Here is a 13,008-nt window from a genome sequence, read left to right on the forward strand (position 1 = left end):
CATGTCCGACACGAACCATGTGACGAGCGAAATGGATCTTCCGAGCGCCGCGCCGCACGACGACGTGATCCTCGCTCTTGAGAACGTCAACAAGTACTTTGGAAAAGTAATCGCGCTAAGCGGTGTGACTCTACGCCTGAAACGTGGAGAAGTTCACTGCCTGCTCGGCGACAACGGCGCGGGCAAGTCGACGCTGATCAAGACTCTGGCGGGCGTACATCAACCGTCGTCGGGCCAGTATCTCGTCGACGGCAAGCCGGTGTTGTTCGAGTCGCCGAAAGACGCGCTGGATCTCGGCATTGCGACCGTCTACCAGGATCTTGCGCTGGTGCCGCTGCTCTCCGTCGCACGTAATTTCTTCATGGGACGAGAGCCGCAAAAGAAACTGTTCGGGTTCCTGAACGTGATGGACCTCGAAACGAGCGCGACGACAGCCCGCGACAAACTCGCAGAAATGGGCATCAACGTGCGCGATCCGCATCAGCCGATCGGCACGATGTCAGGCGGTGAAAAACAGTGCCTTGCGATTGCGCGCGCCATCCATTTCGGCGCACGTGTGCTGATCCTCGACGAGCCGACCGCCGCGCTCGGCGTCAAGCAGAGCTTCAATGTGCTGAAGCTGATCCACAAGGCGCGCGCGAAGGGCATCTCGGTGATCTTCATCACGCACAACGTGCATCACGCGTATCCGATCGGCGATTCGTTCACGTTGCTCAATCGCGGCAAATCACTCGGCACGTTCACAAAAGAGACGATCAGCAAGGACGAAGTGCTCGACATGATGGCGGGCGGTGCCGAGATGCAAAAGATGATAGGCGAACTCGAAGGCGCAACGATCTGATTCATTCGCGCGGCGGCTGCTGCCGTGGCACCGCTCGCCGCGCTCCGTCATTCAGGGATATTCATGGCTCAATCCAGTACATTCAGCGGCACGCCGGCGCAGCAGCCGGGCGGAACCGCCGGCAGCCGCTTCGCGGCGGGCCGCAGCCGCGACATCGTGTGTCTTGGCCGGCTCGCTGTCGATCTGTACGCGCAGCAGGTCGGCGCACGGCTCGAAGACGTGTCGAGCTTCGCAAAGTATCTCGGCGGGTCGTCGGCGAACATTGCATTCGGCTGCGCGAGGCTCGGACTTGCGTCGGCAATGCTCGCACGCGTGGGCAACGATCACATGGGCCGCTTTCTCACCGAGACGTTGACGAAGGAAGGCTGCGATGTAAGCCACGTGCGCGTGGATCCCGAACGCCTGACCGCGCTCGTGCTGCTTGGCCTCAAAGATCGCGATACGTTTCCACTGATCTTCTATCGCGAGAATTGCGCGGACATGGCCGTTGACGAAGCGGATTTCGACGAGGCATTTATCGCGTCGTCGAAAGCGCTGCTGATCACCGGCACGCACTTCTCGACCGAACAGGTGAACCGCACGAGCCGCCGCGCGCTCGATTATGCGCGGCGCAACCAGGTTCGCACCGTTCTCGACATCGACTATCGTCCCGTGTTGTGGGGCCTCACGGGTAAGGCGGACGGCGAAACGCGCTTTGTTGCAAGCGAAGGCGTCACTGCGCATTTGCAGCGCATCCTGCCGTTGTTCGATCTCGTGATCGGCACCGAGGAGGAATTTCGCATTGCAGGCGGCAAAAGCGATCTCGTCGACGCACTGGCAATGGTACGCGCGGTCACCCCGGCCACGCTCGTGCTCAAGCGCGGGCCGATGGGCTGCCAGATCATCGACGGCGAAGTGCCCGCCTCGCTCGACGACGCGCCAGTGCACGGCGGCGTGGAAGTCGAAGTGCTGAACGTGCTCGGTGCCGGCGACGCATTCGCGTCCGGTTTTCTCTCCGGATGGTTGCGCGATCAACCGCTCGACGCCTGCGCGCGTGCCGCCAATGCAAGCGGCGCACTCGTCGTCTCGCGCCACGCGTGCGCGCCGGCCATGCCGACGCCCGCTGAACTCGACTACTTTCTGCGCGAGGCGAAGGCCGACCCTGAACGTATGCGCCGCCCCGACCGCGACGCGACATTGGCGCGCCTGCATCGCGTGACACCTGCGCGCAAGCAGTGGGACGAAGTGCTCGGCTTCGCGTTCGATCATCGGAATCAGTTCTTTGAACTCGCGCAGCAGAGCGGCGCAAGCGAAGCGCGCATCGCCCAGCTCAAGGGCCTGTTCGTCGACGCGGTCGCGCAGACCGAAAGCGCATTGGGCCTGCAAGGCCGCATCGGTGTGCTGATCGACGGCCGCTATGGCCAGGACGCGCTGAACGCGGCAACGGGCCGCGGCTGGTGGATCGGCCGCCCGGTCGAGCTGCCCGGCTCGGTGCCGCTCGTGTTCGACCATGGCCGCTCGGTCGGCACGACGCTTGTGTCGTGGCCGCAGGAACACGTCGCGAAGTGCCTCGTGCAGTTCCACCCCGATGAACCCGTCGAACAGCGCCTCGAACAGGAAGCACAATTGCGCGCGCTATACGACGCGACGCAGGCAAGCGGCCACGAGTTACTGCTCGAAGTGATTCCGCCGAAGCACGCGAACCTGCCGCAGGGTCCGGATATCGTGTATCGCGCGTTGAAGCGGCTCTATAACATCGGCATCTATCCCGAGTGGTGGAAGCTCGAACCGATGGACGCCGCGCAATGGCGCAACATCGACGCGCTGATCGCCGAACGCGATCCCTATTGCCGGGGCGTCGTGCTGCTCGGTTTGTCGGCGGGCGTCGAGCAGTTGAACGAGGGCTTTCGAGCGGCTGCGCGCTCGTCGACGTGTCGCGGTTTCACAGTGGGCCGCACGATCTTCCACGAGCCGAGTCATGCGTGGCTGGCAGGCGACATCGGCGACGACGAATTGATCGCACGCGTGCGCCGTACGTTCGAAACGCTAATCGCATCGTGGCGCGCGGCGCGCGACACCGCCGCCGCCGAACGAGGCGCTAGCAATCGTGTTCATCAGGAGCAGGCGGCATGAATCAGCGCGAGTTACATCATGGACACGACGAAGCGGCATCGGCGGGCGCCATAGTCTCAGATACGACCATCCGCCTGACCACCGCACAAGCGCTCGTGCGCTATCTCGCCGCACAACGCGTCGCCACTGAAGACGGCTTGGGAACAGAGCCGCTTTTCGGCGGCGTGTTCGCGATCTTCGGACACGGTAACGTCGCCGGCATGGGCGAAGCGCTTTATCAGCATCGCAACGAGCTGCCGACGCTGCGCGCCCACAACGAACAGGCGATGGCGCACAGCGCGATCGCTTATGCAAAGGCGCACTTTCGCCGACGCATGATGGCGGTCACCACGTCGATCGGACCAGGCGCTACGAATCTGCTGACGGCCGCCGCCCTCGCGCACGTGAACCGTTTGCCGGTGCTGCTGTTGCCGGGCGACATCTTCTTGTCGCGAGCGCCCGATCCGGTCCTGCAACAAGTTGAAGATTCCCACGATGGCGGCGTCTCCGCGAACGACGCGTTCAAACCCGTGTCGCGCTACTTCGATCGCATCATGCATCCCGCGCAACTGCTGAGTGCACTGCCCCGCGCACTGCGCGTGCTCACCGACGCCGCGTCGTGCGGGCCGGTCACGCTTGCGTTGCCGCAAGACGTGCAGGCGCAGGCGTGGGACTTCCCTGCCGACTTCTTTGCGCCGCGCATCGTCACGTTCTATGCACCCGCACCGCGTGTCGACGAAATCGACGCTGCTATCGCGCGTTTGCAGCGCGCGAAGCGTCCGCTGATCGTTGCGGGCGGCGGCGTGCTCTACGGCCGTGCGACCGATGCGTTGCAACGTTTTGCCGCCGCGCACGGCATTCCCGTCGCGGAGACGCAAGCCGGCAAAAGCTCGCTAGCGTGGGACGATCCATTGAACGTCGGCTCGCTGGGCGTGACCGGCTCGCCCGCGGCCAACGTGCTCGCCCGAGATGCAGACTGCGTGCTCGCACTCGGCACGCGCTTGCAGGACTTCACAACCGGCTCGAATACGCTGTTCACGCAAGCCGACGTGATCGGCATCAATGCAAATGCGTTCGACGCCCTCAAGCATCGCGCGCAAGTCGTCGAGGCGGACGCGCGTCTCGCACTCGGCGCACTCGCCGAACGTCTGCAGGACTGGCAGGCTGAGCGCGCGTGGACCTCGCGCGCGCACGAACTGGCCGCGAGTTGGCGCGATACGGTGCATACGCTCACGCACGCGCCGCAACGAGAGTCCGTGCTCCCTTATGAAGGCGATGTGATCGGCGCCGTGCAACGTTCAAGCACGAATTCACCGGTGAACGACATCGTCGTGTGCGCGGCCGGCACCTTGCCCGGCGAATTGCACAAGCTGTGGCGCGCCGGAACGCCAGGCGCCTATCACGTCGAATACGGCTACTCGTGCATGGGCTACGAAATCGCCGGCGGACTCGGCGTGAAGCTTGCGCGGCCCGAGCGTGAAGTGATCGTGATGGTAGGCGACGGCAGCTATCTGATGATGAACAGCGAGATCGCCACGTCGGTGATGCTCGGCGCGAAGCTCATTGTCGTGGTGCTCGACAATCGCGGATACGGTTGTATCAATCGCCTGCAACAGGCATGCGGCGGCGCGCCGTTCAACAACCTGCTCGAAGACAGCATGCAGGGTCCGCTCGGTGCGCCGAAGATCGACTTCGCCGCGCATGCCCGCGCGCTCGGTGCGCGCGCGGAACACGCGGCGAATGTGACGGAACTGGAAGCCGCGCTGCAACGCGCGCGCTCGGCGGACAGGACGTACGTGATCAGCATCGACACCGATCCGGCCCGCACGACGAGCGACGGCGGCTGGTGGTGGGAAGTCGCGGTGCCCGAAGTCTCGCCGCGAGCGAGCGTGCGCGAAGCGCGAGCAAACTATGACGCGCAGATCTCGGCGCGCGGGAAACCGCCCGCTTCGGCAGAGAACAGCGGCAACGGCAGCGGCAACAGCAACGACCAGGTCAACGATTGAGGACGCTCGCATGACAGCTTTCAATGTACGCATCGGCATCAACCCGTTGTCGTGGATGAATGACGATCTGCCTTCGCTCGGCGGCGAAACGCCGCTCGAATTAGCGCTGACCGAGGGCCGCGAGATTGGTTATCAGGGCTTCGAACTCGGCAACAAGTTTCCGCGTGAACCGCAGGCGTTGAAGACGCTGCTCGCGCAATACGATCTCGCGCTCGTGTCCGGCTGGTACTCGGGACGTCTCGCGCGGCGCAGCGTCGAAGAGGAAATCGCCGAGGTCGGCCCACATCTCGAACTGCTCGCGCGAAACGGCGCGACGGTCATGGTGTATGGCGAAGTGGCGGATTCTATTCAGGGCGCGCCAAGACCTTTATATCAACGGCCGCGCTTTTTCAGCGATGCACAGTGGGCCGCCTACGCCGCACGCGTCGACGAATTCGCGCGCTATACGCTAAGCCGCGGCGTGCGGCTTGCGTACCATCATCACATGGGTGCTTACGTCGAAACGCCGGCCGACGTCGATCAGTTGATGTCACGCACGAGCGACGCGGTTGGACTGCTGTTCGACGCGGGACACATCACTTTCGCAGGCGGCGATCCGCTCGCCGTGCTCGACAAACACATCGGCCGGGTTTGTCATGTGCATTGCAAGGACGTGCGCCCTGCCGTCATGAAACTCGCGCGCAATCGCAATTGGAGCTTTCTCGACGCGGTGATCGCCGGCGCTTTCACGGTGCCCGGCGACGGCGCAGTCGATTTCCCGTCGATCATTGCGCGCCTGAAGCGGCATGGCTATTCCGGCTGGCTCGTCGTGGAGGCGGAACAGGACCCGGTCGTGGCGCCGTCGTTCGAGTATGCGCAGAAAGGCTATCAGACATTGCGTGCGTTGGTCGATGCCCCGCTCGACACGACGTCTGCCGGCACTCGGGGCGACAGCCATGGCACCACGCAGGAGGCAGCATGACTCTATTAGTGAAGGCGCAGCGCGAAGGCCAGACGATCGCGCGAGTTACACCCGCATCGGCGTGCTGGCGCTATGTCGGCTTTGCCGCTTACCGTCTTGGCACGAGTGAAGTCGTGCACGTGATGGAGCCGTCGCGCGAAGTGTGCATTGTCGTGCTCACGGGCACGGTGGATATTGAAACTGCGGACACCCGATGGAGCTCGCTCGGTTCGCGCGACAGCGTATTCGAAGATGCCGCGCCTTATGCGGTCTATTTGCCGCCGGGCGTGCGCGCCACCGTGCGCGCATGCCGCGATGCAGAGGTCGGCGTAGCGAGCGCGCCTGCGAAGGGCGAGCTGCCCGCACGTCTGATCGAGCCGTCTTCAATGAAGCGCTCGACGCGCGGGAAGGGTCTCAATACGCGATACGTATGCGACATTCTTCCGCAAACAGAGCCGGCGGAATCGTTGCTGGTGGTTGAAGTGAGAACGCCTGGTGGACACGCGTCGAGCTATCCTCCGCACAAGCACGACACCGATAACGTGCCCCACGAGAGTTCGCTCGAAGAGACGTACTACCATCGGTTGAATCCGCCACAAGGCTTTGCGTTCCAACGCGTGTACACCGATATGCGCGACATCGACGAATCAATGGCCGTCGAGGACCACGATGTCGTGATGGTGCCGCGCGGCTATCATCCGGTCGTCGTGCCGTATGGCTATGACTCGTATTATTTGAATGTCATGGCCGGTGCTCAACGTGTCTGGCATTTCCGCAACGACCCGGCGCACGAGTGGATCATCAACAAGGAAGATTGAGCCGCGCGAAAGTTGCCTCGCGCAAAGTTGCCTCGCACAAGGAGCGAGGCAACTTCGCGTAACACCACACAGCCGACTCCCGCGATGCCAAAGCCCGGTCATTTACCTCGCGCGGCGAGATCCACTTCGAGCCCCCCGTTGGTGTCCATTTTCACCGTGCCCTTCGAAACGTCCCTGCGATAGCCGTATAAATCGAACTTCATCGCGTCGGCGGTCGAACTGTCCTTGATGAACGTTCGCGCATTCGTGACGAGCGAATTGAACATCTTCACGTCGCCGGCTTCTATCCACACATAACTTTTCGCCGCGTTGACCATGTTTGCCGGCGGCCGCGCGGGCGGGATCCCGGTCTCGCGCCTGAACTTCAGCAGAAGACCTTCGTCCGTCACGGTCGCGCTTGCAAGACGCCCTTGCAAGACAGGCGGCGGAAACACCGTGTACTGATCGAACACGAGTTCGTTGCCTTCGAGCGCGACGCCTTTGCGCGCAAATGGCGTCAGTGAAGCGAGCGGAATGTCGAGTGCGCGCAGCAGCCCGGCCTGTGGTATGCCAAGCACTTTCACCGACGAAGGCTCATACACGAGATGCCGATCGTCTCTCGCGACGATGGTGCCGCTCATCGTCGTGGGCAGCCACACACCGGGAAAGTGATTCCACAACTTGATGCCGCCCGTCACTTCGAGCTTGCCGTCCACCGGCTTCAACTCCAGATCATTCAGCGAGCGCGGCTCGTAATCGAGCAGGTAGTCGTTGAAGAGCGCCGCCATGGCTGGCCAAGGCTCGACCACTTCCCCGCCGATGATTCGAATGTCGTACTGTCCCGGATCGTCGAGGTCGACAGGCTCGCCGGGCGTCTTCGGGATCATCTGCGCGTCGAGCGAACGCACATGAAAGCCGATGCGACCCGCCACATAGAAGTCGACGTTTTCGACATGTATCAACGACGCATGGCCGGATGAATGACGTTCGTCGCCGGGTGTAGGGGTTCGAGTCCCCTCCCTGGCACCGGAAAACGCACTCCGCATGCTGACAGGAACAGCACGCGCCGCCGACGCGCTTTGCAACTCCTGCGGCACGCGTCGCCACTCGAGCCGCGCCTGAGCAAGCGAGGCCTGCTGCGCGTGAATCAAGCTATCGTTGAAGCGCGCGCTCGCGCTGCCGATCTGCAATGGCGGATCTTTCGCGGCACCCGCAAGCGTCGTGTACGAAGGCAGGTGGACGGCAAGCGCGCCCGCTTCGTCGAAGGTGAAATATCCTGCGGCCATCTGGTCGCGATAGTGGTACAGATCGAGCACGAACGGCGCGCCCGCGTCGATAGGCGTGAGCGCCATGTCGATGTTCATCGGCATCGAGCGCATGAATTTGACGTCCCCGCCTTCCATCAGCATGCCGCGCGCGGGCATGCTTGCAGGCCAGTCGATCTTCGACACCGAGCCGTCGTCGAGCGTGAAGCGCACGCCCGCCGCGCTCGTGTCGAGCTTCGTTATCGTCAGGCGCAGTGCGGGCGGCGGCGTCAGTTTCGCGACCTGCATGACGACGTCGTCGCCGTCGAGCCGCGCAATCGGCGTATCGACCTTCAACAGATCGGCCATCCTGACGTGCGCGGCCTGCATCAACCTGTCGGCCGCCACGCCTGCGACTTCGACGTGATCGGCATGAAACACGAGTTCGTCGGCACTGCGCATGGACAGAGACCCCGACAACACGATCGGCACCCACGTATCGCGACGCATCTCGCCGGTAATGCGCAGGCTGCCGTCGTCTTGCGGCACGACGCGCATGTTGCGCAGCGGCGAACCACGATACTGGAACAGATAACGGTTGAAGATCGCGGTGAGCTTTGTACTGTCGAGCGTCACGTCGCCGCGATGAACGTCGATGCTCAGGCTAGTCGGGTCGTCGAATACGATCGGCTCTCCTGGCCGCGACGGAACCAGCGTCGCGGCCATGTCGTGAATCATGAAGCCGATGTCGCCCGTCACGCGAAAGTCGACGTCCCGCGCGAACATCAGCGAACCGTCGATGCCCGAGTCGCGCAGCGTAAGCGCGCGACTGCGCTTTGTGCTGAGGCCGCTTGCCGCCGGCACTCTCGCGGCGATGCGTTGCTCGATCGCGAGCTGTTTAGCCTTCGCACTCTCGATGGCAGGTCGCGGCGGGGGCGCCGTCTGTGAGTCGTAGCCCGTTTTGCCTTGCGACGCCTGCATCGTCGCCGACGCCGCCTGGTTCGCCGACGAACTGGCGTCGGCACAAGCGCACATCAGCAGAGCGGTGGCAAGCACCGTGGCGACCGCGCCTGTCTCGTTCATGATGTCTCCTCCTGAAGCCGTGACGCGTCTTCAACGCTCACGTCGACGTCGCGCGTCTTTCACATGATTGTCTTCATTTGTACGCGCGCTGCCGACAAGATTTCTGGAGGACGCTCACCAAACGATCAAGCGTTTGAATCGCTTTGACGAGTCGACGCAAAGCCGTGCGGGCTCGGGGAAAGCGGCATAGTCGGAACGGAGATTCAAACGCTAATGCTGCCGCCTTTTCTACCGCGCAGAAAGATTGGCATTCGACAAAAGCACACGCGAGGTAGAGAACCGCACGCAGGCAAAGGGATCAACCTACACCGAGCCATTCGAGCATGACGTCGGGACGCTGCAGGAACACGTGAAGTTCGCCGTCGAACACGATCTCGCCATGACCCATCACCGCGACGCGGCTCGCGATGTCCTGCGCGATCACGAGTCGCTGTTCGATCAGCAACATCGCCATGCCGCGCTCGCGCAGCACGCGCAGGCATTGAGCGACCTGCTGCATCACGAAGCCCGCGAGGCCCTCGCCAGGCTCGTCCACCAGTAACAGATCGGGATCGCCGAGCAGCGCGCGGGCGAGGCTCAGCATCTGCTGCTCACCGCCCGACAGCGCGCCCGCGCGCGTGCGCCGTCGCTCGTGCAGCACGGGGAAAAGCGAGTAGGCGTCGTCTAGGCTGAAGCGCGGCGTGCGCCCGCGATTGCGCGGGGCTAAGCCGAGTTCGAGATTTTCGCCGACGCTCAGCGTGGGAAACACATCGCGATGCTCGGGCACATAGCCGATGCCGAGCCGCGCGATTTCAAAGGTGCGCAACGCGGCAAGTGAGTGGCCCGCGAAGCGCAACTCGCCTTCGGCATGCACGAGGCCCATGATCGAGCGCGCGAGCGTCGAGCGTCCCGAACCGTTGCGCCCGACGAGCGCGACCACTTCGCCCGCGCCTATCTGCAAATTCACGCCGTGCAACGCCTGGCTAGGCCCGTACCAGGCATTCAGTCCGCGAATCTCGAGCAAGGATGTCATGCGTCGAATCCTTCGCCAAGATAAGCTGCGCGCACCGCGGCGTCTGCGCGAATCGCCGCAGGCGTGCCGGTCGCGATAATCCGCCCTTGCACGAGCACTGAAATGCGATCCGCGATGGCGAACACCGCGTCCATGTCGTGCTCGACCATCAGCAGCGTGCGTCCCGCCGTGGTCTCGCGGATCAGTTCGATTGCACGCGCTGCCTCCGCGCGGTTCATGCCCGCAGTCGGCTCGTCGAGCAACAACGTATGCGCGCCGCCGGCGAGCGCTATGCCGAGGTCGAGCGCGCGCTGCTCCGCGTAGCTCAGCGCGCCGGCCAGAACATGCGCGCGCGCGTCGAGGCCGACTGCTTCGAGCACCTGCGCCGCGCGTGCATCGACCTCCGGTGCGCCAGAGAATCGCTGCCACCAGCGTATGCGATCGCGCTCGGCGAGCGTCGCTGCGCAGCGCAAATTGTCGTACACGCTCAACCTTGCAAATACACTCGTGCTCTGGAAACTGCGCGCGAGGCCACGGCGCGCAATCGCCGCCGGCGCAAGGCGTGTGATCTGAGCACCGAAGAGGTCGATGCGCCCGGCATCCGGCCGCGCAGCTCCGGCAATCAGATTGAAGAGCGTCGATTTGCCCGCGCCGTTGGGGCCGATCAACGCGTGCCGCTCACCCGGTTCGATCGCGAGACTCACACCGCGCAGGATGCGCGTAGAGCCGAAGCGCTTCTCGACGCCGTAGAGCGCGAGCGCCGGGATCATTGCGGACCTCCGGCGTCTTGCATCGTGCGTGCATGGGCCGCGAGACGGGTCTGCGCGCGCGACGCGGACAAAGCCGCCAAGGCGCCCAGTGCTCCGAGCACGAAGATCGTCAGCCCGAGCCGCAACGGCGACGCGGTGACGAACGATAGCCACGAAGACTCATCGCCGACGCGCAGCGCAGCGCCCTCCTCGGCACCGAACTGGACGGCGTAAGCCCACTGCACCGCGAGCACGGTGGCGACCGTCCACAGCAGGATCGCAGCCGTGCCGCAGAGGTAGACGGCGCGGCATGTGCGCCAACCGTCACGCGCGAGCCGCGACGTATGCCGCTGGATAAAACCGGCGAGTCCGTCCGGCGCAGCGACCACGATCACGATGAAGAAAAGGCCCAGATAAAAGAGCCAGGCCCGCGTGACGCCGGCCACGGCCACGCTGAAAAACGTCAGGACGACCGCGCCCGCGACCGGTCCGAAAAAGACACCCGTACCGCCAATTACCGTGGCGATCAGCACCGAGCCCGAGCGCACCATGCTCACACTATCGGTCGACACCAGTTCGACGTTGATCAGCGCAAGTGTGCCCGCGATGCCCGCGAAGAACGCCGACATGACCACGACGCTATAGCGGACGCGGCGTGGATAGCAGCCGATCGCCGCGGCGCGCGCCGGGTTGTCGCGCACCGCGTTGGCAAGCCGCATGAACGACGTGCGTGACAGGGCGAACATCGCGGCGCTCGCGAGCACGCACCACAGCGCGATCAGCGTGTAAGCCTCGCGCGCGGGGCCGAAAGTAAAGGCGCCGAGCACGGGTCCACTTGCACGGTCTATGGCAACACCCGCTTCGCCGCCGAACCAGTCGGGCAAGGTCCACGCCGCGGCCGCGACGAGTTCGCCGATGCCTAGCGTGATCATGGCAAACGCGGTCCCGGCGCGACGCGTCGAGATAAAACCGAGCAACGCCCCGCACGACGCGGCGCCCGCGCCGCCGACCAGCGGCAGCAGCGCGAGCGGTGCGCCGATATGGTTGAAAACCTGCGCGGCAATCAGCGCCCCGAGGCCCGAATAGGCGGCATGGCCGAACGACAGCAGTCCGGTCTCTCCGAGCAACAGGTTGTACGAGAGCGCGAAGACGATCATCGTGGCGGTCTGCGCGAGATAGACGAGCAGCCAGCTTTGACGCCAGATCAATGGCGGTGCAGTGAGAAGGACAATCAGCGCGAGCCACGGTGCGAGACGACGCCACATCGCGTGAGAACGCTGGGTCCCGGCTACGGGCGACGCTTGCGCAGGCTCCGGCTTGAGCAGTTCACGCATGATCGTCGCGCCGGCCGAAGAGTCCGCGCGGGCGCAGCGCCAGCATGCCGACGAGCAGCAGGTATGGAATCAGCGGCGCAAGCTGCGCGAGCGTCAGCCCGTCCCATTCGGGCGGCAACGAAGCGTCGAACGTAGCGAGCACGTCGCCGAGCGAAACGTCGCTCGCCACCGCCAGTGTCTGCACACAGCCGATCAGCAGCGACGCAGCCAGCGCGCCGCCTAGCGATCCCAGCCCGCCTATCACCACGACGACGAACACAATCGAGCCGAGCGACTCGGCCATAGCGGGTTCGATCACGGAAAGCGGCGCGCCGATCACGCCGGCCAGCGCGGCGAGCGCCGTGCCCGCCGCGAAAACGCCGGTGAAGACACGCGGCACGTTGTGGCCGAGCGCTTCGACGGCGCTCGGGTGCGTCAGCGCGGCCCGCACGATCAGGCCCGCCTTCGACACGCGCAGCACCGCGTACAGCGAGACGAGCATCACAAGAGAGACGAACATCATGAACGCGCGATAACGCGCGAATGTGGCGCCGTAGAGCGTGAAGAGCGGACCGTCCAGCGCGGCCGGCACACTCGCGCCGAGCGGACTCAAACCCCAGCCGAGCTTCACGAGTTCGCCGAGCACATAGGCGGCGCCGAACGTCAGCAGCAATTCCGCCAGATGGCCATGGCTTCGCACCCGGCGCAACAGCCAGCGCTCCAACGCAGCACCGAGCGAACCGACGACGAGCGGCGCGATTACGAGCGCGCTCCAGAATCCAGCCCGCGCGGCCACCGAATAACTGACGTAGGCGCCAAGCATGTAGAAGCTCGCATGCGCGAAGTTCAGCACACCGAGCATGCTGAAGATCAACGTCAGCCCGGCCGACAGCATGAAGAGCAGCAGTCCGAAGCTGAGCCCGTTAAGCAGGTTGATGGCTAACGACTGCACG

10 protein-coding genes are annotated in these 13,008 nt (G+C 64.2%); 5 read left to right on the forward strand and 5 right to left on the reverse strand.

Annotated features, from left to right (window positions below):
* Position 1: 1 nt before the first annotated feature.
* From OH764_RS11800 to iolB, 5 genes are all read left to right on the forward strand, one after another.
* Positions 2-841, forward strand: coding sequence for a sugar ABC transporter ATP-binding protein (locus OH764_RS11800; protein ID WP_498846924.1), 840 nt, complete (start codon positions 2-4; stop codon positions 839-841).
* Between the two features lie 63 nt (positions 842-904).
* Complete coding sequence (locus OH764_RS11805; protein WP_498846925.1) at positions 905-2,953, forward strand: 5-dehydro-2-deoxygluconokinase; 2,049 nt, start codon at positions 905-907, stop codon at positions 2,951-2,953.
* Positions 2,950-4,938 carry a 3D-(3,5/4)-trihydroxycyclohexane-1,2-dione acylhydrolase (decyclizing) gene (iolD, locus tag OH764_RS11810; RefSeq protein WP_498846926.1) on the forward strand — a complete coding sequence of 663 codons (1,989 nt, stop codon included), beginning with the start codon at positions 2,950-2,952 and terminating at the stop codon, positions 4,936-4,938. The genes OH764_RS11805 and iolD overlap by 4 nt, the downstream gene beginning before the upstream one ends.
* Positions 4,939-4,948: 10 nt before the next feature.
* Complete coding sequence (iolE, locus tag OH764_RS11815; protein ID WP_498846927.1) at positions 4,949-5,899, forward strand: myo-inosose-2 dehydratase; 951 nt, start codon at positions 4,949-4,951, stop codon at positions 5,897-5,899.
* Positions 5,896-6,696, forward strand: coding sequence for a 5-deoxy-glucuronate isomerase (iolB, locus tag OH764_RS11820; protein ID WP_498846928.1), 801 nt, complete (start codon positions 5,896-5,898; stop codon positions 6,694-6,696). Before iolE ends, iolB begins: the two co-directional genes overlap by 4 nt.
* A 98-nt stretch (positions 6,697-6,794) precedes the next feature.
* Here the strand turns inward: iolB and OH764_RS11825 are convergent, their stop codons facing one another.
* The 5 genes from OH764_RS11825 to OH764_RS11845 all read right to left on the reverse strand — a co-directional run bounded on the left by OH764_RS11825 (position 6,795) and on the right by OH764_RS11845 (position 13,007).
* A complete protein-coding gene (locus OH764_RS11825; RefSeq protein ID WP_498846929.1) occupies positions 6,795-9,002 on the reverse strand; it encodes a hypothetical protein in 2,208 nt (735 codons plus the stop codon).
* 298 nt (positions 9,003-9,300) lie between these two features.
* Entirely contained in the window at positions 9,301-10,014 is a 714-nt protein-coding gene (locus OH764_RS11830; protein ID WP_498846930.1) for an ABC transporter ATP-binding protein, read from the reverse strand.
* Positions 10,011-10,763, reverse strand: a complete 753-nt coding sequence (locus OH764_RS11835; protein WP_498846931.1) for an ABC transporter ATP-binding protein — start codon at positions 10,761-10,763, stop codon at positions 10,011-10,013. Before OH764_RS11835 ends, OH764_RS11830 begins: the two co-directional genes overlap by 4 nt.
* Entirely contained in the window at positions 10,760-12,076 is a 1,317-nt protein-coding gene (locus OH764_RS11840; RefSeq protein ID WP_498846932.1) for a branched-chain amino acid ABC transporter permease, read from the reverse strand. Before OH764_RS11840 ends, OH764_RS11835 begins: the two co-directional genes overlap by 4 nt.
* Entirely contained in the window at positions 12,069-13,007 is a 939-nt protein-coding gene (locus OH764_RS11845; protein WP_498846933.1) for a branched-chain amino acid ABC transporter permease, read from the reverse strand. The genes OH764_RS11840 and OH764_RS11845 overlap by 8 nt, the downstream gene beginning before the upstream one ends.
* Between the last annotated feature and the right edge of the window lies 1 nt (position 13,008).

The sequence above is a fragment of the Burkholderia sp. M6-3 genome (genome assembly GCF_050858985.1).
Lineage (GTDB): Bacteria > Pseudomonadota > Gammaproteobacteria > Burkholderiales > Burkholderiaceae > Paraburkholderia > Paraburkholderia caledonica.

Coding starts and splice junctions, on each gene's coding strand:
- iolD (WP_498846926.1), top strand. CDS start 2,950: ATGAATCAGCGCGAGTTACATCATGGACACGACGAAGCGGCATCGGCG.
- OH764_RS11835 (WP_498846931.1), bottom strand. CDS start 10,763: ATGATCCCGGCGCTCGCGCTCTACGGCGTCGAGAAGCGCTTCGGCTCT.
- OH764_RS11805 (WP_498846925.1), top strand. CDS start 905: ATGGCTCAATCCAGTACATTCAGCGGCACGCCGGCGCAGCAGCCGGGC.
- OH764_RS11840 (WP_498846932.1), bottom strand. CDS start 12,076: ATGCGTGAACTGCTCAAGCCGGAGCCTGCGCAAGCGTCGCCCGTAGCC.
- iolB (WP_498846928.1), top strand. CDS start 5,896: ATGACTCTATTAGTGAAGGCGCAGCGCGAAGGCCAGACGATCGCGCGA.
- OH764_RS11800 (WP_498846924.1), top strand. CDS start 2: ATGTCCGACACGAACCATGTGACGAGCGAAATGGATCTTCCGAGCGCC.
- OH764_RS11825 (WP_498846929.1), bottom strand. CDS start 9,002: ATGAACGAGACAGGCGCGGTCGCCACGGTGCTTGCCACCGCTCTGCTG.
- OH764_RS11830 (WP_498846930.1), bottom strand. CDS start 10,014: ATGACATCCTTGCTCGAGATTCGCGGACTGAATGCCTGGTACGGGCCT.
- iolE (WP_498846927.1), top strand. CDS start 4,949: ATGACAGCTTTCAATGTACGCATCGGCATCAACCCGTTGTCGTGGATG.